The 22566-nt window shown below is 61.2% G+C and carries 20 protein-coding genes; 5 read left to right on the top strand and 15 right to left on the bottom strand.

The features are described from left to right. Positions 1–6: 6 nt before the first annotated feature. The 3 genes from FGL65_RS05960 to FGL65_RS05970 form a co-directional block, all read right to left on the bottom strand. On the bottom strand, positions 7–567 hold the full coding sequence (locus tag FGL65_RS05960; RefSeq protein ID WP_147820137.1) for a putative antibiotic biosynthesis monooxygenase: 561 nt from the start codon (positions 565–567) through the stop codon (positions 7–9). Next, a complete protein-coding gene (locus FGL65_RS05965; RefSeq protein WP_147820138.1) occupies positions 564–1649 on the bottom strand; it encodes an FUSC family protein in 1086 nt (361 codons plus the stop codon). The genes FGL65_RS05960 and FGL65_RS05965 overlap by 4 nt, the downstream gene beginning before the upstream one ends. Positions 1650–1760: 111 nt before the next feature. After that, on the bottom strand, positions 1761–3236 hold the full coding sequence (locus FGL65_RS05970; protein WP_222705797.1) for an MFS transporter: 1476 nt from the start codon (positions 3234–3236) through the stop codon (positions 1761–1763). A 160-nt stretch (positions 3237–3396) separates the two neighbouring features. Between FGL65_RS05970 and FGL65_RS05975 the strand changes: the two genes are divergently transcribed. Next, complete coding sequence (locus FGL65_RS05975; protein ID WP_147820139.1) at positions 3397–4374, top strand: universal stress protein; 978 nt, start codon at positions 3397–3399, stop codon at positions 4372–4374. 99 nt (positions 4375–4473) lie between these two features. Continuing rightward, positions 4474–5058, top strand: a complete 585-nt coding sequence (locus tag FGL65_RS05980; protein WP_147820140.1) for a hypothetical protein — start codon at positions 4474–4476, stop codon at positions 5056–5058. Between the two features lie 71 nt (positions 5059–5129). Here the strand turns inward: FGL65_RS05980 and FGL65_RS05985 are convergent, their stop codons facing one another. The 5 genes from FGL65_RS05985 to hpdB all read right to left on the bottom strand — a co-directional run bounded on the left by FGL65_RS05985 (position 5130) and on the right by hpdB (position 11169). Beyond that, positions 5130–5711: a DUF4125 family protein gene (locus FGL65_RS05985; protein WP_187170556.1), complete on the bottom strand. Its 582-nt coding sequence runs from the start codon at positions 5709–5711 to the stop codon at positions 5130–5132. Positions 5712–5752: 41 nt separating this feature from the next. Beyond that, entirely contained in the window at positions 5753–6724 is a 972-nt protein-coding gene (locus FGL65_RS05990) for a glycyl-radical enzyme activating protein (RefSeq protein WP_147820142.1), read from the bottom strand. A gap of 72 nt (positions 6725–6796) precedes the next feature. After that, entirely contained in the window at positions 6797–8095 is a 1299-nt protein-coding gene (locus FGL65_RS05995) for an MFS transporter (RefSeq protein ID WP_147820143.1), read from the bottom strand. Positions 8096–8191: 96 nt separating this feature from the next. Next, a complete protein-coding gene (gene hpdC / locus FGL65_RS06000) occupies positions 8192–8452 on the bottom strand; it encodes a 4-hydroxyphenylacetate decarboxylase small subunit (RefSeq protein WP_147820144.1) in 261 nt (86 codons plus the stop codon). Between the two features lie 2 nt (positions 8453–8454). Next, positions 8455–11169: a 4-hydroxyphenylacetate decarboxylase large subunit gene (gene hpdB / locus FGL65_RS06005; protein ID WP_147820145.1), complete on the bottom strand. Its 2715-nt coding sequence runs from the start codon at positions 11167–11169 to the stop codon at positions 8455–8457. 504 nt (positions 11170–11673) lie between these two features. Between hpdB and FGL65_RS06010 the strand changes: the two genes are divergently transcribed. After that, positions 11674–13197: a sigma-54 interaction domain-containing protein gene (locus FGL65_RS06010; protein WP_187170557.1), complete on the top strand. Its 1524-nt coding sequence runs from the start codon at positions 11674–11676 to the stop codon at positions 13195–13197. On the opposite strand, the gene FGL65_RS06015 is transcribed toward FGL65_RS06010, so the two are convergent. The 4 genes from FGL65_RS06015 to FGL65_RS06030 form a co-directional block, all read right to left on the bottom strand. After that, positions 13194–14027: a hypothetical protein gene (locus FGL65_RS06015; RefSeq protein ID WP_147820147.1), complete on the bottom strand. Its 834-nt coding sequence runs from the start codon at positions 14025–14027 to the stop codon at positions 13194–13196. The genes FGL65_RS06010 and FGL65_RS06015 overlap by 4 nt on opposite strands. Positions 14028–14047: 20 nt before the next feature. Continuing rightward, positions 14048–14572, bottom strand: a complete 525-nt coding sequence (locus FGL65_RS06020; RefSeq protein ID WP_147820148.1) for a hypothetical protein — start codon at positions 14570–14572, stop codon at positions 14048–14050. A 189-nt stretch (positions 14573–14761) separates the two neighbouring features. Beyond that, the gene (locus FGL65_RS06025) at positions 14762–14959 is read right to left on the bottom strand and encodes an SHOCT domain-containing protein (protein WP_250645586.1); all 198 of its coding nucleotides are present in this window, start codon (positions 14957–14959) and stop codon (positions 14762–14764) included. A 131-nt stretch (positions 14960–15090) separates the two neighbouring features. Further along, positions 15091–15534 carry a zinc resistance protein gene (locus FGL65_RS06030; protein WP_147820149.1) on the bottom strand — a complete coding sequence of 148 codons (444 nt, stop codon included), beginning with the start codon at positions 15532–15534 and terminating at the stop codon, positions 15091–15093. Between the two features lie 245 nt (positions 15535–15779). Here FGL65_RS06030 and FGL65_RS06035 point away from each other — a divergent pair, with 245 nt between their 5' ends. Both FGL65_RS06035 and FGL65_RS06040 read left to right on the top strand, forming a co-directional pair. Then, positions 15780–17624, top strand: coding sequence for an ATP-binding protein (locus FGL65_RS06035; protein ID WP_147820150.1), 1845 nt, complete (start codon positions 15780–15782; stop codon positions 17622–17624). After that, positions 17621–18991 carry a sigma-54-dependent transcriptional regulator gene (locus tag FGL65_RS06040; RefSeq protein WP_147820151.1) on the top strand — a complete coding sequence of 457 codons (1371 nt, stop codon included), beginning with the start codon at positions 17621–17623 and terminating at the stop codon, positions 18989–18991. Before FGL65_RS06035 ends, FGL65_RS06040 begins: the two co-directional genes overlap by 4 nt. Before the next feature lie 95 nt (positions 18992–19086). Here the strand turns inward: FGL65_RS06040 and FGL65_RS06045 are convergent, their stop codons facing one another. The 3 genes from FGL65_RS06045 to FGL65_RS06055 form a co-directional block, all read right to left on the bottom strand. After that, positions 19087–19827 (bottom strand): IclR family transcriptional regulator, encoded by a 741-nt coding sequence (locus tag FGL65_RS06045; protein ID WP_147820152.1) that lies wholly within the window; start codon positions 19825–19827, stop codon positions 19087–19089. A gap of 91 nt (positions 19828–19918) precedes the next feature. Next, positions 19919–21166, bottom strand: coding sequence for an MFS transporter (locus FGL65_RS06050; RefSeq protein WP_147820153.1), 1248 nt, complete (start codon positions 21164–21166; stop codon positions 19919–19921). 128 nt (positions 21167–21294) lie between these two features. Then, positions 21295–22455 (bottom strand): Glu/Leu/Phe/Val family dehydrogenase, encoded by a 1161-nt coding sequence (locus tag FGL65_RS06055; protein WP_147820154.1) that lies wholly within the window; start codon positions 22453–22455, stop codon positions 21295–21297. Positions 22456–22566 lie beyond the last annotated feature (111 nt).

Here is a 22566-nt window from a genome sequence, read left to right on the forward strand (position 1 = left end):
GTCAGATTATCGATACAGCCAACTGGAAACCAGCCGGGTATAGCGGGGCATGATCACGTAGACCATGAGCCCGGTGATGCACACCGAGCCGATGAGCTTGGAGAGCCAGAACGAGCCCGGCTCGGGCAGGATGTTGAACAGCGGGCCCAGCAGCCAGGGCACCACGATGGTCAGCGGATAGATGGCCGAAAGCACCACCAGAAACTGTTTCCAGGGCCGGGCCTGGGCGTGGGATTCCTGGGGCGTGAACCAGAAGGCGATGCCCGAATGGATTTCCACGTTGTCGCCGTCCAGCAGAATGTCGTCGATGCGCTTCAGGTGGTCGGCGCGGGTGTCCGAGTTGGCCCAGGTCAGCAGGTTTTCCTCGGTGTCGAATCGCACGGTGGTGATGTAGGTGCACTTGCCCGACCCCTTGGGCGGGCGGATGACCTGGACGCCCAGGTGCCCTTTCGATCCCTTGCCCACCTCGCCGATATCCTTGAGCCACTGCTCGTACCGGTCCCGGTGCTTCGGGGACACGCAATGGCGGATGACAAAGGTCGCGGCTTCCGAATGATTGATGCTCATGCTTTTTCCCGGCTGGGGCGCCTGCCCGCCATCTTAAGGAGCATGGGGTCGGTCGCGTACTGGACCATGTCCCGGGCCATGAAGTGGGCGCCGTGATAGAAGGCGAAGAACTGGGTCAGTTTCTGGAGGTAGAAGCGCTTGGTCACGCCCTCGGCCCGCAGCTCGGCCAGCCGGTCCTCACAGAGTTCGATGATCTCCGCCAGCCCTGCGGAATGGGGCAGTTCACCCTGGCAGGCCTGTCGCATGACCATGGTGGTGGCCTCGGTCAGCCGCCGCAGTTCCTTTGCCATCAGAATTTCATATCCATGGCCTACGTGGCTGTTCAGGGCGTCGAGCATGGCCTGTGCGTGGGCCGTGCACTTTTCCAAGGTCGTCAGCTTCAGGCCCATGAGGGCCGTGTCGTCATGATAGATGATGCGCTCGTGCTTGAGCACCTTGTTGTACAGTTCCCGGTCCTTGCGGAGGTTGGCCGTGAAGCCGTCCAGCATGTGCGGGTCCAGGTGCTCCTGCAGGGAGAGGAATCCCTCCATGAGGGCGTTGTAGTGGGCGGCGCACTGGCAGAATCGTTCGGTAAGGCGGCGCTCCAGGGCCAGGCCCACGCGCTGGGGCAGGAGCAACAGGCTGACCAGGAATGCGCTGCCCACGCCGATGCCGATCTCCAGCACGCGGAAGAGCCCGTAGGTGACGCGCTCCGGGCTGCCCAGGCTGGCCAGCACCACGATGGTCACGGTGATGGCCGCCATCTTGTAGCGATTGTTGTAGCGGGTCATGTAGGCGCAGAAGGCCACGGAAAGGAACAGGCCCAGGTAGGTCATGGCCGTGGTCTCCGGGAAGATCAGGATGACCAGGATGCCGATGACCGCGCCCACGGCCGTGCCAGAAAAGCGGTACCAGCACATCTGCAGGGAGTCGGCCACGTTGATCTGCATGACGATGACCGCGGAGAGCGAGGCCCAGTAGGCGAAATGGAGCTTGAAGACTTCGGCGACGCCAAAGGCGATGGCCGCGGCCAGGCCGGTTTTCAGTGCGTGGACCAGATGCGCCCGGACCGAGTCCGGGGGGATGAAGGGCGTGATGCTCATGGTGCTTTTGCTTTCAGGTAATCCAAGTAAAATATGTACGATTTTGCTTCCGGCTCGTCTACTGCTGCTTTTTGGCGCGAAAATCAAGTGCGGATCCGCCGTGGTTCCGGATTATCCCTTTTCCCGATCATATTCGATGGCGTCCAGGCTCTTTCCGGTGGTCTCGATGCGGCAGACCCAGGTGACGGCCGCGCCGACCAGGGAGGTGCCCACCAGGATGTAGAGGATGGTCTGGGTGCCTATATCGGCCAGGAGCACGGGAAAGAGGAAGGCCGTGGCCACCGCGCCTATCTTGGCCGTGGAGGCGGCGATGCCCGCGCCCAGGCCCCGGATGCGGGTGGGGAAGACCTCGCCCGCGATGAGGTAGGTCATGGCGTTGGGTCCCAGGTTGGTCATGAAGCTGAAGAGCATGAACCCGGAAAAGAGCAGCGTGGTCCTGGCATGGCCGGACGCCTCCAGTGACAGGGCGGCCAGCAGCAGCCCCGCTGCGCAGCCAAGAAACCCCATCACCTGGAGCCGGATGCGGCCCGCCCGGTCCACCAGCAGCACGGCCCCGATGATTCCCACCAGCAGCAGGATGTCGATGAACGCGGCCCCTTTGGCGGCCAGCATGTCGTTGTGGAGCAGGTCGGCCAGGTTGCGGGCGTACCGCGCCTTGGTCCCGAGGACCGAGGCCAGGATGGTGGGCGTGAAGATGCCGATGCCGTAGGTGCCGAGGTCCTGGAGGAACCAGGGGATGGCCGCCAGCAGGGTGGCCCTGCGGTAGCGCCGGGAGAACAGGGCGCGGAATCCGCTGGCCTCCCCGCTTTCCGCTGCGGAGACGGGCCGGGACAGGGTGACCTTTCCCGGGTAGGGGGGATCGCGCCTGAGCAAACGTTGGGTTTCCTGCTCGGCCTCGGCGATTCTTCCCCGGGCCGCCAGCCAGGGGGCCGAGTCCGTGATGGAGAAACGGGCCAGCACCACCACGATGGCCGGGGGAACCGCCGTGGCGTACATCCAGCGCCAGGCCGTGATTTCCGGGATGTTGGACAGGATGAGGTAGCCCACGGCCGTGCCCGCCAGGGCCCCGATGGCCTGGAAGCCGAAGGCCCCGAGCACCAGCCTGCCCCGGTTGGCGCTGGGAATGGATTCGGAGATGACCATATGGGCCGTGGGGTAGTCGCACCCCAGGGAAAGACCCACCCCGAACAGGGCGGCCAGCAGGAATTCATAGCCGGGGCTGATGACCAGCAGGGTCAGGCAGGCCGCGAACAGGATCATCTCCACGATGAACATCGTCTTGCGGCCGAAGTGGTCGGCCAGCCCGCCCAGGGCCGTGGCCCCCACGAGAATGCCGAAGAGGGGCATGGCTCCCACCGCGCCCTTCTGCATGGCCGAAAGCCCGTATTCCTGGACCATGAGCGGCAGGGCCACCCCGGTCATGAACACCACCAGGCCCTCAAAGAACTTGCCTGCCGTGGCCAGGGCCCAGATGCGCCACTGCATGCCGGTCATGGGCGTGGACGGGGCCGGGGTCCCGTCGGCCCAGAGCGGGGTTTCGTCGATGTATTCCTGAACGGTTCTGGATTTGCCCGGGGTGCGCATCATGATCTCCGTCGTTCCAGTGTGGCCGGAAAGGGGCGCGGCTTTTCCGTTTTTTAATAGCCTGTTTTCCTTTTCCGGTACATGATAAGGGAGCCTTGTTTCCGGTAATCATGGCGGCAAAGCGTTGCCGCGCTATCCTGCGGTGGTATGCGGAGGTGGTTTCATGGCGGCTGATGCAACGGATTCCATTTTGCGGCACGTGCTGACCCAGGGCCTTTCCCCGTCGGGCAGGCAAGAACCCGACGCGGGCGAGAGCCTGGAGCCGCATCTTCTCGTTCCCCTTTCCAGCCATTCCATGGCCGGCGCGGGCCTGGATTTCCTTTCCCATTTTTTTGAGGACAAGAGCTCGGTGCGTCTGACGCTCATGCACATCCCTCCCTCCCAGGCCGCGGTGTGGGTGGAGGAAACGAGCTATGAAAGCCTCAACGCCCTGGAGGCGCAGGCCGCCCAGTGCGCGGGCAAGGGACGCAGGGTGGTGGACGACGCCCGACGCAGGCTCCTGGCCGCCGGGTTCGACCCCGAGCGCATCGAGGGCAAGGTCGCACCCCACCAGATGGGCAAGGCCCACGACATCATCCGCGAGGCCCGCGAGGGGCGCTACGATGCCGTGGTCCTGGGCCGCCGCGTGCAGACCGGGCTGGAGGACGTGTTCGACCAGTCCATCTGTCGGGAGCTCATTGAAAGCCTTACCCATGCCATCAGTTTTCCCCTCTGGCTCTGCCGCCTGCCGGAAAAGGGGCGCAGGGACGTGCTGCTCTGCGTGGACGGTTCCGATCCCTCCGACCGCATGGCCGACCACGTGGGCTACATGCTGGCCCGCAGCCCGGGGCACAGGGTCACCGTGTTCCACGTGCACGATCCCTCCAAGTCCGCCCCCCTGGACGCCGAGGCCATCCTCGGCCATGCAGTGGACGTGCTGCTGGAGGCCGGGGTTCCCCTGGCGCGCATCGGCCAGATGGTCCGGCGCGGCGCAAGCCCGGCCCGCCTCATCGAGGAGGAATACGCCTCGGGCAGCTATGCGGCCGTGGCCATCGGCAGCGCCGGGGCCGACCGGGGATTCTGGAACAAGCTCCTGGTGGGCTCGGTGGCCCAGGCCCTGTTCAAGAAGCTCCGGGGCGCGGCCCTGTGGGTCTGCTACTGAAAAAGTCCTGTGTTTTCGTGCTGCCGGGGTGGTTGCCCCGCGTTGTTCGTGGTATGTTTCCGGTAACCGGCATCATGAACAACCAGCATTGGAGCGACCATGAACACCCTCACTGAACTCCTTGAGAAGATCGGCTCGCTGGAAAAGGAACTGGCCCGGGAACTGGCGCAGCGGCATGAGCGGCTGCGCTATACCGTCGAGGAAAAGAAGGTGCGTTTCAGCGCGGAGATGCGCCAGCATCATCAGGAGCTGGTCACCCGATTTTCCGATTACGTCTACGACAACGGCCTGCTCATCGTGCTCACGGTTCCCGTGATCTGGGCGGCCCTCATCCCGGCGGTGGTCCTGGACCTGTTCGTCTTCGTCTACCAGTTCGTCTGCTTTCCCATCTACGGCATCCCCCGCGCCAGAAGAGGCGATTACGTGGTCATCGACCGCCACCAGCTGCAGTATCTCAACTGGCTGGAGAAGATGAACTGCATGTACTGCGGGTATTTCAACGGCCTCATGAGCTATGTGCGCGAGGTGGCCGCCCGCACCGAGCAGTACTGGTGCCCGGTGCGCCACGCCCGGCCCGTGAAGTCCGTGCACAGCCGGTACAAGACCTTTTTCGAGTACGGCGACGCCGACGGCTACCGCCAGGGTCTTGAGGACGTGCGCACCCGGTTCGACGACGTGGACTAGCTCCGGGAAACACGGAAAAAGACCGCCCCCGGAGGGGCGGTCTGAGGCGGGCTTGGAATGTATGCTCCCCTTCAGGAGGATGAGGACGGTATTCGGGTAGATGAATGGTCCGTGGGCCCGCAATGGGCCTCGGTACATTGGTGCTCGAGGGATTCATAGCCAAGCCTGCGGAAAAGGTTGTTGTAGCGTTCCTCCACCATGTTACGGTGCGATACCCGGGCCTGCACCACGCATTCGTGGAGCAACCCCAGGGTCCTGTGGGACAGGGTCTCCAGTTCGCAGGAGATGTAGGTGCGGAACTCGTTGCCCCTGGGCTCGAAGATAGTGGGGTATTTCTGGGCCACGGCCCGCATCCAGGCGATTTTCGTGTCCACGATCTCCTCCACGAGCAGGGAATCCTTGAGGGGCGGGATGCGCCCCTCCATGCGGGCGTATTTTTCCACCATGAAGTTCCTGCCCTGGTCCACCGCCTCCTGCAGGTCCTGCAGGTAGGATTCGAGCACCTGGTCCGGCAGCACCGAATGCGACATCCAGCGCATGATCCGGAAGGTCTGAAGGCGGTCCTGACAGGGGGAATGAACAGTGGAAATGACCGACTTGAACATGGTCAGTTCCATTTCGATGATCCTGTCGATGATATCCTGGTTCGTCATGTCTGCTTCTCCCGGCGTTGAGCCTTTGGCCGGATCGGGGCCTAGAACGGCGTGTCCCATCCGATAAAGCAATAGAGCCCGTTGGCCTCGGCGATCCGCTTCAGGTCCTGCATGCGCTCGTCCGGCGGCGGGGTCTGCTCCGCAAGGGCGTATGTCTTGCCGAGCTGGCGGTACTTGGATTCCCCGAGTCGGTGGAAGGGCAGCATGTTGACCACGTCGAGGCCGATGTCGCGGATGAAGCGGACCGTGGCCTCGATGTTTTCCTCGGAGTCGTTTTTGCCCGGGATCACCGGGATGCGGGGGATGATGACCCCGTCCCAGTCTGCCGTGGCCAGACGCTCGATGTTCTTCAGGATGAGTTCGTTGCCCACGCCCGTGAGCTGTCGGTGCTGTTCGGAATCCATGTGCTTGATGTCCGTGAACACCCAGTCGATGTGCCGCATGGCTTCGAGGTAGAAGCCGGTCTCGATGCAGGAGGTGGTCTCCACGCAGGTGTGGATGTAGCTCTCCTTGCAGCGCTTGAGCACTTCCAGGATGAACGGTTTCTGCAGCAGGGGCTCCCCGCCGCTGAAGGTCACCCCGCCGACGCTGCCCCAGAATTGCCGGTCGCGCTGGAAGATGCGCATGAGTTCGTCCACGGTGTACCGTTTGCCGCTGATGGCCACGGCCTCGTGGTAGCAGGTGTCCAGGCAGTCGTGGGTGGTGCAGGCGTCGCAGAGCGCCCTGTCGAAGACCAGGCGGCCCTCCTGCACGGAAGCCGCGCCGTGCGGGCAGTTCTGGATACATTTCCCGCAGCACTGGCAGCGTGTTTCCCGGTGCATCATCACGGGCTTGCGGAACAGGCCTTCCGGGTTGCTGCACCAGACGCAGCTGAGGGGACAGCCGTTGAGGAAGACCGTGGTGCGCGTGCCCGGACCGTCGTGGACCGAATGCCCCTGCACGTCGAAGACCAGTCCGGTGACTTGGCTGGCCGCGACATTGTCGGCTGTGGCTGTTTCACTGAGCTTGTACATCAAACATCCTGTGTTGGTTGTGGTTTTGGCCGGGGCGCGGCAGAACCGCGCCCCGGACGGTATTGCTGCCGCCTAAGCCTCGGTGGCGGGAGCCTCGGCCACGCTGGTGGCGGGCTCGGCGCTGAGCGGCAGGGTGGATGCCAGCATCAGGGAGACGATGAAGGAGCCCAGGGCGAAGAGGATCGAGTAGGTGTAGCTGCCCGAAGCGTCCTTGAGATAACCGCCGATGAGCGGCCCGATGAACGGCCCGATGCCCATGACGATGAGGGTCGCCAGTCCCCAGATCTTGCCCAGGGTCTTGCGGCCGTAGACCGCGCCCGTGTAGCCCACCACACCGCCGGGAACCACTGCCCAGTACACGGCGAAGATGAAGCAGGCCACGACGCCCAGGGCCATGGAGGTTGCGGTCTGGAACAGCAGCAGGGCGCACGCGGCCGCGCCGGTGAGCGGGCCGAAGATGAGCATGCGTTTGCGGCCCTGGGACTCGCACTTGGAGGCCTGGACCACCTTGTCAGCGATAATCCCCATGATGGGCATGGAGAAGATGCCCACCACGCCGATGGTCACGTACAGGTTGGTGGCCTTGTTCAGGGAGATGCCGAGGTCCGAGGTCCAGTAGCTGACCATCTGGGTCCAGACCAGAAATTCCGCCAGCATGCTGGTCAGGAAGGTCAGGATCACGCACCAGATGGGATAGGTGGAAAATGCTTCCTTGATGCCCCAGACGTATTCCTTGGCGGCACCCGCCGGGGAGGGCATTTCGCCGGAGGCGGTCATGCCGTAGTCCTCGGGGTTTCTCTTGGCCAGGGCGGCCGCCACGAGCAGACAGGCCAGGGTGAGCAGGCCGAGGAGCTGCATGGCCGAGCGCCAGGCGTCGCCCTGCGCGCCGGCCAGGCTTTCCTTGACGAACAGGCTCATGATCACCTGGGACATGGGCGCGCCCATGAAGGCGATGCCGAACATCTTTGCGTAGTTCTTGCCCACGAACCACTTGCGCACGGAGATGGTGGAGGAAACCCAGAGCATGCCCGTGGCGATCCCGGCCAGGACGCCGTAGGAGGCGTAGTAGAAATACAGGTTGGTTGCGTAGCTGGTGACGTAGAAACCGGCCGCGCCGAAGATGGCGCCCAGGAAATACACGGGCTTGGTGCCCCATTTGTCGAGGATCATGCCGCACAGGAATGCGAAGATGGCGTAGAACATCATCATGAAGGAATAGCCCAGGGTCACTTCCGCCTGGGACCAGCCCATGTCGGCGCTCATGGGAACCTTCAGGATGGAGAAGGTCGCCCTGTACCCGAAGAGGCAGAAGAGGGCCAGCCAGGAGGCGAAGACCACCGACCATCCGTACAGTTTGCTCTTGTCTTTCATAATCGTACCTTCCTAACCCTTGTCGCAGCGCGGGCTGCGTGGTTGGCGCGATGTCGGCCGGGGGAACGCTCCCCCCGGCCGGAGAATGTGCGAAGGTTATTTCGCCTCGAACATCTCGCAGGTGATGGCGGTCATGTCGCCGTAGGCCATGAACTTGGGTTCCTGGGTGCTGGCCCCGCAGATTCCCTTGAAGGATGCTTCTTCCACGTAGTTCGCGCAGAATTTGCATTTCGGGAGCTGGGTGTAGCCCTTGGGAGCCTCGGCATCGGCCTGGACGAATTCGCCGGTCAGGCGGTCAATGCCCTTGTCCACGTCCACGGGGATGAATTCACGGGTGTCGCGGTATTCCAATTTCATAATTAAACCCCTTCGTATTCGGTTCTTGCGATGAGTTCGTCCTGCACGGCCTTGCCGATCTCGACCCAGTACTGGGTGAAGCCGGCAACGCGGACCATGAGGTCGCGGTATTCGTCCGGATTGTCCTGCGCCTTCCTGAGCATCTTGGAGTCCACCACGTTGTACTGAACGTGGAAGCCGCCCTTGCGCATGTAGGCCTTGGTGAGGTCCACGAGCTTGCGGGAGCCTTCCACGCCCTTGATGGCGCTGGGGTGGATCTTGATGTTCAGCTGGGAGTTCTGGGACATGGAGTGGTCCCAGATGGAGGCGGAGTTCATGAGTGCGAACGGGCCGTTGCGGTCCGTGCCCGGGTATGCGGACAGGGAGGCGTCCGCAAAGGTGGTGCCGGCCAGGCGGCCGTCCGGGGAGGCGATGGTTGCAGAACCCATGGCGCCGTGCGTGGAGACCGAGATCTGGCAGGGGTACATGGGGTGGCCGTAGAGGGACTCGTAGTTGTAGCAGTCCGGGCAGAAGAAGTTCTCCCATTCCAGGAGAATCTGGTCCGCATAGGCCTCGTCGTTGCCGTACTTGGGTGCCTGCAGGCACTGGAAGTGCAGCTCGTCCCACTTGCCGTCGTCGTCGTCGCGCTTCTGCTGGTCGGCGATGGAGAAGGAGTTGACCTCGTGGGCGGTGCGGAAACCGAAGTTTTCCTTGAGCGCCTTCTTGAAGGTTTCCAGGTCGACCTTCTTGTCGTCGAAGACCAGCTTGCGGATGGCGGCCAGCGAGTTCACGCAGGTGACGGTGCCGGTGGATTCCACGTTGTAGGTGGCGTTGTAGCGGTAGCCCAGTTCGTTGATGAGGTGGCCGTTTTCCAGGCAGTCCGGCTTGAGCATGGAGTTGAACACGGCCATGTTGTTCTTGCGCCAGACATCGTGCTGGATGTTGTTGGTCAGGGCCAGCACGTCCACGGCTTCCTGCCAGTAGAGCTTGAACTGTTCCCAGAGCTCTTCATAGGTGTCCAGGCGCTTGCCGTGCGGCTGGAAGACCTGTTCGCCGGAGCGCTGGTCAATGCCGTTGTACAGGGTCAGTTCCAGGATCTTGGGCATGGACACGAAGTGGACGCCGACGCTGGTGGGTTGGCCGCAGCCGCCGGGGATCCAGTATTCCTTGCCGTTCAGGTGCAGGGGCTTCCAGCATCCGGCCGAGGTTTCCAGACAGCCGCCGATGGCCCAGGCGCGGGCTTCCTCGATGTGCATGCCTTCGGGACCGTAGTGCGAGAGCAGGAAGTCCTGGGCGATCTGGTTGTTCATGAAGGCCGGGTAGCCCGCGCCGGTCTTGATGACTTCGGCGGCCAGCACCAGGAAGTCCTCGGGCAGCTTCTCGTCGTAGAGCAGCGCGATGGTGGACTGGGGCATGGCGTTGGACGCGGCGGCCTTGAGCACCAGGTATTCCAGGCGGTTGACCGCGGACTTGCCATCCTTGTCCAGACCACCTACTGATACGGTGTTGAAGGTGTTGCCGGAGAGAACGCCGCCGACAACGCCCATGGAAGCAAAGCAGTCGATGGAGGTCTTGACGAGCCTGTCGAGTTCGAGCAGTTCCAGTGCTTCGTCCTCGGTCAGTCGTCCGGCCTCGATGTCCTGTTCGAAGTAGGGATACAGAACCTGTCCGATGCGGCCGGGGGACATGCCGGAAATGGCATCCTCGTTCAGAACGGCCAAATGGATGGTTTCGATCATCTGGAAGGCTTCGCGGAAGGTGCGCGGGGGATTGTGAGCGATCCATTCCAGGCATTCCGCGATCTCGGCGTATTCCTTGCGCTGGGTGCCGTCCTTTTCGGCGGCTTCCAGCCTGCGGGCTTCCTCTGCGTAGTTGAGGATCCACTTCTGCACGCCTTCAACAACATGAATCACTGCCTCGTAGTTGTAGAGGCGGTTCATGCCCACCATGCCGTCGCCGTCGGCGCGACCGGCCACCTTGTCCTTCATTTCCCGGGCAATCTTGATGATGCCGTCGAAACCGTATTCCAAGGGGTAGTAGTAGTTGATGACCTCGCGGCCCTGCGGCAGCGTGTACCCGGAGTCGAACATGCACACGATGTTGCGCATGATCTTTTCCTTGGTCTCGTAGTTGGGCACCATCTGCTCGTACTTGTGGCCCAGGTCGTCAACGGACTTGCCGACCCACATCTTGGAGAGCTCGATCAGGGCGGGAACCTCTTCCTGGCGCATGCCGAACTTGCCCGCAATGGAGATGACCTTGCCGAAGCTGGCGACCACGTTGCCGCCGCCCTGGCCGAACTTGGAGTGTTCGTCCGCGGAGGCGGAGCCGCGCTTCATGGCGTCCTGGTAGAGTTCATCTTCCTTGGCCACGTAGAAGCCTTCCGAGAGCCACGGCATGGGGAAGGAGCCCCTGAAGAAGGGAGCCTTGTGCATGACCAGCTTTTCACCCGGGTAGATGACCGGGGTGAGGTTGCTGAAGGCCCGCTTCAGGGCCTTGGCCCTGCGCACCACGGGAATCTCGCTGTCGAGCTTCATGTATTCGCGGGTGTACCAGTAGGGGAATTCGTTGTTGGCCGAAGACAGGGTCTTCATGAAGATGTTCTTGAGCTTCTTCACGCGGTCGTGAGGTTCGAGGACGATCTCGCGATCCACGATTTCCGTGGGTGCGGTGCCGCACGCCTGGAAATCCATGGAGATGCCCGCATCAGCCATGACTTCCTTGAATGTTTTAGCCATATGAAGCCTCCGGTTAATGGTGAATGGACAACATTTACGATCAGAACGACCTTTGCATTACAGGGAGCGTGCCAACCGGATGGAAACATGGCTGAATTTGTTATATATCTTTTAATTTCAAGACGTTGTGCCCAGGTTTTCAAGTGGAAAACGGGAGGAGTTTCTAACGGCAGGTGTAAACGAACGTGACGGTGAAAGACGGTGTGTATTCCTCTCGGGATGAGGGGAAAAATTGGTTTATTATTAATTAATAAAAACAAACAGTTGAAAGCATAATCGCTATGATAATCAGTGCTGTTTTGGGGGTAAGGTGTTTAATTCCTTGTCCATTGCATTGTGCAGCGAAAGTTAGGGATATCGCGTGGCAATGGATTGAAATGACTTGATAAAAGGATGGTGTTGTTTATGATGACAACCAAGAAATGTGGTCGTGACACACTGTCACGGTTGTTTACACCTTTGCGGTGTGTTGAATCGAGCGGTGACGCAAAAGGGGAGATCGGTATGGAAGGCTTGAAGCCGGAACCGGGCGGCTGGAAGCGCGCGGGCACGGATTCCCAGGAGCTGGAAGGCGGGACCTTTGAAATCAAGGCCTTTGCCGAGGGTATTCAGGTGTTCGAAAACATTGAGCGTTTTTCCGAAATGAAACACCTGATCGAGTTCCAGCGCAAGGTTATCGATTACTGTGCGGACGCCCTCATGGTGGTGGATAAGGCGGGCATCATCGTCTACATCAACGACAGCTTCTGCGAGGTGCACAACGTCCGCATAGACGAGGTGCTCGGCAAGCACGTCACCGACGTCATCGACAACACGCGCATGCACGTGGTGGCCCAGACCTGCACCGCGGAGCACGACCATTTCCAGGACATTTCAGGTCAACCCTACGTGGTTTCGCGCATTCCCATCGTGGAGAACGGGGAATGTGTGGGCGTGGTGGGCATGATCCGCTTCCGGTATATGGAGGAGGTCCAGCTCCTGACCGACAAGATCCGCCGGTTGCAGAAAAAGATCAAGGATCTGAGGGCGCTGCGCTCGGCCCACCTGGATACCAAATACAGCTTCGACAACATTATCGGCGTGGCCGAGAAGATCCGGCTGGCCAAGGATATCTGTATGCAGGCGGCCCAGACCGACGCCACCATATTGCTGCAAGGCGAATCCGGCGTGGGCAAGGAGGTCTTTGCCCAGAGCATCCACGCCCACAGCCCGAGGTCGGGCGGTCCGTTCATTCGGCTCAATTGCAGCGCCATCCAGCAGAGCATCATCGAGTCCGAGCTGTTCGGCTATGAGGAGGGAGCCTTTACCGGTGCGCGCAAGGGCGGACGCAAGGGCAAGTTCGAGCTGGCCCATGAGGGCACCATTTTCCTGGACGAAATAGGGGACATGCCCCTTTCCGCGCAGGTCAAGCTGCTGCGGGTTATCCAGGAAAAGGAGGTGGAGCGGCTGGGCAGTGAAAAGCTCATTGACGTGGACGTGCGCATCATTGCGGCAACCAACAGGAATCTCAAGGAAATGGTCGCCGAGGGTACCTTCCGTGAGGACCTTTTCTATCGGCTCAACGTCATACCCGTGGTCATTCCGCCCCTGCGGGAAGTTCCCGAGGAGATCCCCCGGCTGGCCAAGAGCTTCTGGCAGCGCATTTCCCGGAAGCACGGCATATTCCACAAGGTGCTGACCCCGCGCGCCATCCTCGTCCTCCAGAATCACCACTGGAAAGGAAATGTCCGGGAACTGAAGAACGTGCTGGAGCGGCTGCTGGTCATGGTCCGCCACGACCACATCTGCGAGCAGGACGTGCAGCGGGTGCTCATTCAGAGCACGGTGTCCCCGGAAAACGAGGACAAGATGTTCGACGAGGGCAAGTTCGGGCTGACCGCCCTGGTGGAAAAGACCGAGCGCCGGGCCATCCGGTCCGCCCTGGCCACGGCCGAGGGCAACCGGTCCAAGGCCGCCAAGCTGCTCGGCATCTCCAGGCCCCTGCTTTACAAGAAGATGGCCAAGTACGGGCTGGATACCCAGGATTAAAGGCTGTCGGGCACGCCCCGGTCCACCACTTCGCGCACCAGTTCCGGCGTCCAGACCACGCCCACCTGGGTCTCGGCGCTTGCGAGGCCGGGCGCGCCCATGTCCAGCAGGCGGCCGCTGTACAGGCCGAGCCACTGGTCCACCACCGGTGTGTCCCGGAGCGTCCGGACCGGACCGTCTTCCCTCAGGGCGAAGTATCCCCCGAACTCACGGGCCACCACCGGCGCGCCCGAACAGCCCGCGTGCATGTGTCCGGAAAGCAGGATGTACGATTCCCGGGGCAGGCCCGCGGCCAGCGCACAGCTGACCCCGATGGGGTGCTCGCGGTAGTCGCGCCCGCCGGGGAAACCGAACAGCAGCGCGCCCTTGCCCGTGGGGAGGTACATGTCCTCCACCTGGGCGTACCCCTTTTCCGTGTGGGGCATGTCGATGCCGGCGAGTTCCCAGAACGGGTGGTCGAGGGCCTCCGGGGCGGCCCATTCCCGGAGCGCATCGCAACTGACGGAGGCGATGTCGCACCAGTCGTTTTCCTCCGGTCGCGGGTGCATCCGGAATATTCCCTGCGTTCCCTGATAGGGGCTGAAGGCCGCCACCTTGTCCGGCCCGTGATACATCGTCACCAGGACTTTTCTGGGAGCCCTGTCTCCCCGTTTGCGGGCCATGGCCGAGACCCCGCCCGTGAAGTTGTGCAGCGCCGTGACCAGGTGGGGGCAGTCGGGGCCCGAGACCAGGAAGGCGGTCCCGATGGCCTGGCTGGAATCGCCGAACGTGAGGACAAGGCGCACCACGTTGGCCGCTGCCGGGTCCGGGGGAAATGTCTCGTGCCTCATGGTCGGTCTCCGGTGGTCGCTTAGCTGCCTATCCGGCCCCGGTGCCTGATCATGGCGTTCAGCTCGGCGCTCAGCTCGGACAGGTTTGTCGGGATCATGTTCGCGGGGACATGCACCCGCCCCTCGTTGCCGCCCAGGCCGAGGCCGATCCACAGCCTGCGCCGGAATCCCAGCCGTTCCAGCCCGCGCGGCAGCAGGGAGATGGCCAGGGAGTCGTGGAGCGGGCCGTGGTATTCGCCCAGCTGGTCGATGTCGTCCCAGCGGATGGTGGTGGGGCCCAGGAGCGAGCAGTCCAGGAAGACACCCATGGTCGATGTGGCGAACCAGGGGGTGCTGCGGAACATGCGCCATGCGCAAAGGGCGGCCGAACAGGCCAGGGCGCCGGCCAGCGGGAGCAGGACCAGGACATAGATGTCCGGGCCGCTTTCGTAAAAGTTTGGCCTGGAAAACCGGGCATGCAGCAGGTACAGCAGAAGGGCGAGCCCCAGCCCCCGGGCCGCGAGGGCCCGTGCCAGCCGGGAACGGACGGGATACATACGGTGCATGGGATTCTCCTGCTTTTTCTCACCATACAGCAAGCCATCCGGCCCGGAAAGAGGGTTAGAGGCGCATGTGTCCTGTGTTTTCCTCGGGCAAAAAATCGAGGCTCCAGGCGGCAAGGGAAAAGCCCCGCAACACTTCAACGCGTTGTGGGACTTCAATTCTCTGGGGCGTCAAAGCCCGGAAGGGAAATGCTATTTCGACAAGACCGCCTTCATGTGCTCGTATTCGTCGGCCGTGATCTCGCCTTTGGCGTACTTTTCCCTGATGATTCGCAGCGAGTCGTCCCGATCCGGTCCGCCGCCCTGCCGGGGGCCGACGCCATGAAAGAGCTTGGACCCCAGGTACACAACGACCAGCACGAGAAGGATCATCCAGATGATTCCGAACATGCCGCCCCCATGAACCAGCCGTTACCGCCGTTGTTCAGGATTCCCCAATTGCAACTCCACATGATTTCCTCTCCTTGCAGGAATGCGAGGCGAGGGGGAGCAGGACTCCCCCTCGCGTTCGATATCCGGGACTACCACCAGGGGCAGTTGTTATTGTAGCCGTTGGCGCCCTGCATGCCGCGTCCGTGTCCCCTGCCATGTCCCATGCCGGGGCCCATGCCCGCTCCCATGCCGCGTCCCATTCCGTAGGGCGGGAGATTCAGGGCCGTCGCCTTTTCATTCAGGGTGGCGATCTTTTCGCTGATCTGTTCGGTCAGGGCGCGAACCCGCTTTGCATCGGGGTTTGTGCCCGCCATGATGGCCGCACGTTCTGCCCGGTCCGCAGCGATGTCGGCGCGCAGCTTTTGCGTCGAGCTCATGAAATCCTGGTAGGCCTTGGTGTCGATGGTTTGTGCGTTGTAGGCGTTGCCGCCCCAGTTTCCGCAGTTGCCGTTACCCCACGCCATGGCGTCGGTGGTGACGAATGCGATGCCTGCGGCCACGATCAGTGCCAATGCAATTATGCTCTTCTTCATGATGTCTCCTCCTTGGGAGTGGTTTGTGAACAAGCTTTGCATTGACTAAGGCAAGAGCGATGCCAAAAGAGCGGTAGTCATTATAATGTACCGATAATAATGAATAAAATTATGAACAGATGATTTTTGCGGCATGGTTTTGATTGCGAATGCAGACGTGAGTGTTTAAAAAGTGTACACAGTAAACAGGAAAAGTGTCTAAAATCTGGACAGTGCGCTCCCTTGCGGGAGGGGAAAGGCGAATCATGACAAAAAGATTCAACAATATTCTGGGAAGCATTTCGCCATGGGTCGTTATCGGGATGAGCCTCATTCTCGTGGCCGTGGTGCTTGTGCTGGCCGCCATGAACTACAACCGCGAAAAGCAATACATGGGGCGGGTGCTCAGCGAAAAGGGTGCGGCCCTGATCAAGTCCTTTGAGGCCGGTACCCGGACCGGCATGATGGGACTGTTCGGCGACGGCCCCACCTTGCAGGTGCTGCTGGAAGAGATTTCGACCCAGCCGGATATCCTTTACATAGCCGTGGTGGACGCGTCCGGCGAGATCCTGGCGCACAGCGACGAGGACCAGATCGGCCGGAAGTTTTCCACCGCCGAGGCAATGGCCGGGCTGAACGCCACCGAGGAAACCCAATGGCGCGTGGTGGACACGCCGGGCGCTCCCAAGGCGTTCGAGGCCTACAAGCTGTTTCTCCCTGTCGCGAAGGAGCGTCCGCGCTCCAGGCATCGAGGCTCCACGCACCACAGGGGAAGGCGGATGATGCAGGGGCTGATGTGGGGAGACTCGGGGAATGCGTCCGGGGAATCGTGTCAGCCGGGCTGGATGCGGGGGCTGAAGAGGGACAAGATACTGGACCCGGTCGAGCGCCCCGTGATTTTCATCGGCATGGATGTGGCGCCTTTCGAGGCGGCGGTTGCGGAAGACGTTTCCCTGACCCTGACCATGTCCGGCATCCTGTTGCTTCTGGGGCTTGGCGGCGTGATGTCCCTGTTCTGGATGCAGAGCCATCTGCGGTCCAGGAAACTGCTGCAGGATTCCCGGGCCCTGACCGCGGAGATCGTCTCCAACATTCCCGAGGGGTTGGTGGTGTGCGATTCCGAGGGGCGTATCACCTATGTGAATGAAATCGTCATGAACCAGCTGGTCCGACAGTTCGAGAGCCCCGCACAGCTCGTGGGGCAGCAGGCTTCGGCGCTTCTTCCCGCCGAGCTGTGGGAACTGCGCTCCCTGGTGGACAGGGAACATCCGGTGGTCGAAAGGGAGCTGGAGCTTGGGCTGAATGGCGGGCGGAAGCTGCCCATCTCGGCGGTGGTGACCGACATCCTTGCCGACGACGGAACGCATGTGGGGCAGTTGTTCATGGTCCGCGACCTGAGCCAGGTCAAGGAGCTCCAGGCGGAGATCCGCAAGGCGGACAGGATGGCGGCCATCGGGCATCTTGCCGCGGGCGTCGCCCACGAGGTGCGCAATCCCCTGAGCTCCATCAAGGGCTATGCCACGTATTTCGGCTCCCTGTTTGAAAAGGACAGCGAGAACCGCAAGGCGGCCGAGGTCATGACCTCGGAGGTCGACAGGCTGAACCGGGTCATTTCCGAACTCCTTGAAATGGCCCGCCCCGCGGATATCAAGTTGCGGAACACGGATGTTGCGGCGCTCCTCGAAGGCTCCCTGCGGCTGGTCCGGCAGGAGGCCGAGGCCTCCGGGGTTTCCGTCTCGCTGGACATCGCGGAGGACGTGGGAGCGGTGGATCTCGATCCCGACCGCCTGACGCAGGCGATGATAAATCTCTACGTCAACGCGGTCCAGGCCATGCCGGAAGGGGGAAGGCTTGATGTCCGGGCGGACAGGGAGGAGGATGCTTTGCGGTTGACGGTGGCGGATACGGGACCGGGGCTTCCCCATGGGGACGTGTCGCGCATTTTCGATCCGTATTTCACGACCAAGCAGGCGGGCACCGGGCTGGGGCTCGCCATTGTCAGCAAGATCATCGAAGCCCATTCCGGCGAGATCCGGGTAGAGCATACCGGGCCGGAGGGAACGGCTTTCACCATACTCATCCCCATAGAAAAAGAAGGAGCATACACATGAGCGCCATGATCCTGGTTGTCGACGACGACAAGGCGCACCTCTCCATGCTTGAAACCATGCTCAAGGGGTGGGGGTACGCCGTGGAGGGCGTCGAAGACGGCGCGGACGCCATCGAGAGGGTGAAGGAAGGCCCGTTCGACGCGGTCCTGATGGATGTCCGCATGACAAAGGTCGGCGGCATCGAGGCCCTGGGCCGGATCAAGGAATACAACCCGGCGATTCCGGTCGTGATCATGACGGCCTATTCTTCGGTCGATACCGCCGTAGAGGCCATGAAGCTGGGGGCATACGACTACCTGACCAAGCCGCTCAACTTTGACGAGCTCAAGATCGCCCTGGAGCGGTCCCTGGACCACATGACGCTCATCAGGGAGAACCAGTCGCTCAAGGAGAGGATCTCGGAGGACGCCAGCCTGACGAGCATCATCGGCAACAGCGATCCCATGCGGGAACTGGTCGGCATGGTCAAGACCGTGGCTTCGACAGAGGCCACGATTCTGATCTCCGGGGAAAGCGGTACCGGCAAGGAACTTTTCGCCAAGGCAATTCATACGAACAGCAACAGGAAGAAGGCTCCGCTGGTGACGGTCAATTGCGCGGCCCTGACCGACACGCTTCTGGAGTCGGAGCTCTTCGGCCATGAGAAGGGGGCGTTTACCGGAGCCGACAAGAAGCGGGACGGCAGATTCATGCAGGCCGATGGCGGCTCGATCTTCCTGGACGAGGTCGGGGAGATTCCCATGCCCATGCAGGCCAAGCTGCTGCGGGCAATCCAGGAACGCGAGATTCAGCGGGTCGGCAGCGACAAGGTGCTGAAGGTGGATGTCAGGATCATCGCGGCGACCAACAGGGACCTCCTGGCCGAGGTGGAAAAGGGTACGTTCCGGGAGGACCTGTACTACAGGCTCAATGTCGTGAACCTTTGGATTCCCTCTTTGCGGGAGCGCGGAGAGGACGTGCCGCTGCTGGCCGCGTTCTTCCTGAAGCGGTTTTCCGAGCGCAACAGGAAGCCCATCAAGGGCTTTACCCCCACGGCAATGGATGCGCTCGTGAAATACGACTGGCCCGGAAATGTCCGCGAACTGGAAAACGCCGTGGAGCGGGCCGTGATCATGGCCGCGGGGGAATACGTGTCCGAGAGGGATCTGCCTCCGGCGGTCACTCGGCATTTCGAAAGCGCCGGTGGCTCCAATGGCGGGCAGCCTCTTGTCGGGGGCAAGTCCCTGCAGGAAATAGAGACGGTCGCCATCGAGGAGACCCTTGCGCAGACGGGCGGCAACAAAAGCGAAACCGCCAAGCTGCTGGGCATCTCCAGGACAACCCTGGATAACAAGATCAGGAAGTACGGGGTTGATGTCGCGAAATAGGTGCCGAGGGGCACGGCGCAACCCGTTGGAAGTCCCCGCATTGAAAAGGCCTTTCAGTGGGCCGACACAGCGCTCCCGCTTCGGGTGCCCGGGCCTCAGGCCTGCGCGTAGCTGGTAGAGATTTCCTTCGCCGTTTCCAGCACTTCCTCGACCATTTTGGCGGGATCGTCGTTGTAGAGGTTCAGGCCGGAAAATGAAATGGCCGCGATGACCTTTTTCTGGAAATAGATGGGGGCCGCCACGCATTGAAGCAGATAGTGGTACTCACGGTCGTCCAGGGCGTATCCCTGTTTGCGGACAGCTTCCAGGGCCTTCAGGAGTTCGCCGGTGTTGTCGATGGTTCGATCGGTGAATTTGTGGAAGGTCATTTTCTTGAGCAATGCATCGCGCCTTGCAGGCTGCATATAGGCCAGCAGGACCTTGCCCGTGGCCGAGGCGTGGTGGATGCCAAAAGAGCTTGGCTTGCGGGCGATCATGACCGCATCCTCCGGGTGGTACTGGAAGCAGTAATCCAGGTCGTTGGCGGAAAGCAGCACCAACGATGAAGATATGTTGTTGCGTTCCGAGGCTTGCGTCAGCAGCGGCTCGGCCACGTCGCAGAGGTCCTGTTTCTGGGCGTATGCGCTTCCTATTTCCCTGCATTTGCGGCCGATGAAAAAGAGATGATCGCTTTTGCGGAGATAGTGCATCGCCACGAGGGTGGACACAATGTCGAAGAGGCTGGTTTTCGGAATAGCCAGCTGTTCTTCGAGATCCTTGAGCGTGAGCCCTTTGGGCGCTTGCGCCACCATCGACAATATATGCAGTGACCGCTGAACGGTTCTGTTGATTTTCATGGCGTAAATGTATTCCTTGTCCCTTGAGAGCTGTCAATACACGGGCGGCCTTTGCCTTATGCAAAAGGCAAAGGCCGCTCCGGGGTGAGGATCAGGCTTCCTGGGAAGCGGGTCGGAACCTTTCCTGGCGAACACTGCGCTTGAACACGATGAGCGACATGACCATGCCCATGACAGCCACGGCCGCGAGGAAGGTGAAGATCATGTTGTAGCCGCCGTTGCCGTGTGCATCCAGCCAGCTGCCGAACATGGCCGAGAAGAAGAAGTCCGGGGCGTAGCCGATGATGGACGCAACGCCGATGGCGGTCCCGGCCACCTTGAGGGGAATTCCGGCTTCACGGACCACGGAAAAGACAAGGCCGTAGAGCATGAGTCCCACAGCGCCCGGGATCAGGGTGTAGAGGCTGATGGCGAAGGTGCTCATGCTGGAGGGCAGGAACATCACGCCCGCTATGACCACCCCCAGGATGGCGAACAGGATGATGAAGAGCTTCGAGGTCGAACGGAGCACCCTGTCCGCCAGGTAGCCGCCGAACGGCGCGAGCAGGTAGAACAGATAGGTGCGGATGATGGAGAACACGCCGGACTCTTCCACGGACAGGCCGACGACGTTGGTGAGGTACGGGGTGAAGTAGCTTGCGCTGGAATAGATGGCGTAACCGGCGAAGACGATGAAGGAGAAGCACCACAGCATGGGGTTCTTGACCAGACCGCCCACCACGGAGAAGTCGAACTTGTCGGCTTCGGCGCTTTCGGTCTTTTCGTCGCTGACCAGGAACATGACCAGAAGGCCGGACACAAGCATGGCGCCCGCCATGACGATCACCGCATAGAACAGGCTCTGGCGGGGATCCGTCCCGTAGGTGAAGGCCTGGAGCGCAAGGCTGTTCACAACGGCCCCGGTGATGCCGTTGCCTGCGTAGTAGAGGCCATACAGCCGGGCCTGTTCGTCCTGGTCGCCTGCCATGCCGATGGCCTTGAGAAGCGAGGTCCAGAAGACGAAGGCCGTGGTGAGTGCGAAAAGGAACCAGATGACCAGCGACAGCGTGTAGCTGAATGTGAGGCTGTAAAGAACACCCAGGCCGGCAGTGCCGAACAGGGAAAAGGCGATGGCCTTTCGAGGAGAGATCTTGTCGGTGATCAATCCGCCCGGGATGTAGGAGAGCATGCATCCCAGTGCATACATGCTGAGGAGAAAGCCGGACTGGGTGTTGGTGATACCCATTACTTCCAACTGGGTGTCGTAGAATACATACTTAATATACGGCAGGGTGTAGATGGAACCACCGGATATGGAGAGCGCCAGAATCGCAAGATACTTGGAAACGGTAGATTTCATACGGAACTCCTGAGGGTTGCTTTTTATGAAGGCCGGATATGCCCGGCCTGAACCTCAGCCAAACACTGCGCGAAAATCATACCAAGAGGCCGGAAGCGGAATCGCAATCCGCTTCCGGCCGTTGTTCGTTAGTTCACCGGGAGGTCGGGGAAACCGGACTTGCCGGGGGCAAACAGTTCCCGGGCCACCTGACGAGTCGTCTTGCCGCTCTTGAGAGCCTGCTCGAATACCCGCCGGGTCTGCCTGCGGATGATATCCATGGTGTCGTTCGCAATGGCCTCCGGCTCGGGTTTGACCAGGCCGAACAAGACCACTTCGTAAATACGGATGCCGCCCATGTTGGTGACGAAGTCCACGCAGACGTCCACGCCCCTGTCCGCAAGCACCGCGTCGGCCTCGGGGGTGACGGGAATGTTGGCGGCTTCCACTATGAGGGACGCCTTGACCCGGTCGACGTTGCCCTTGTTGATGACATCCTCCAGTGCGGCCGGGACCAGGATGTCGCAATCCACGTCCAGCCATTCGCTGTTGGAGCGGACCTTGTAGTTGGATTCAAAGGCGTCTGGATCCATTTCGCCCTTGGGCTTGCGGGTGGCTATAAGCTTTTTGACGTCCAGCCCGTCTTCACAGGTCACGAGACAGTTTGCATCGGCGATGCCAACGACCTTGTAGCCCCATTTGTCCAGCGCGTTTGCCAGGCTGGCTCCGGCGCAGCCGAATCCCTGGAGCACGACGCGCGCATTGGGTTCATTTCCCTTGATTTTCCATGCCTCGTCCAGAGCGGCTGCACAGCCGTATCCGGTGATCATGTCATACATGAGGAAACCATCGTAGGTCATTTTGCAGACTTCATCGTGATCCTTGATGCGCTTCTGCTGTTCCGCATCCGCGCGCATGGCCCTGGTCTGCGGCAGGCCGATGCCCAGGTCATCCAGGATTTCGAGCACATCGCCGTAGTCGACGCCGAGGTCCCCGCCGATGGAAACGCCGCTGTTGATATAGGGGGACATGGCTGTGAGGTATCGGCGCAGCACGTCTTTGGCGTCCGGCGCCTTGTAGTCGTAAGCAATGCCCCCTTTGCAGCCGCCCGTGGTCACAGACTCGCAGGCATTGTACTTGTAGCCCATGGCCGTGGCCAGGCGGACGACTTCTTCAGCCGTGACGGTTGGATGCATTCGGGTTCCGCCGCCACAATAGTTGTTGACGAAATTGTATGCGCACAACCATCCTTTTGCGTCGGTTTCCGTATCGTTCCATTCCACGAGGATGTAAGGTTTGTTTTCAGCCATACCATTATCCCTTTTTTGCGTTGACCTTGTGTCGGGATCATCGGCCGATTTCATGAAATGAGTTGAAATTGCGCCGATGTGCATCTTGCCGATGACTTATTTGAGCTCTCA

This window comes from Salidesulfovibrio onnuriiensis, from assembly GCF_008001235.1.
GTDB lineage: Bacteria > Desulfobacterota > Desulfovibrionia > Desulfovibrionales > Desulfovibrionaceae > Pseudodesulfovibrio > Pseudodesulfovibrio onnuriiensis.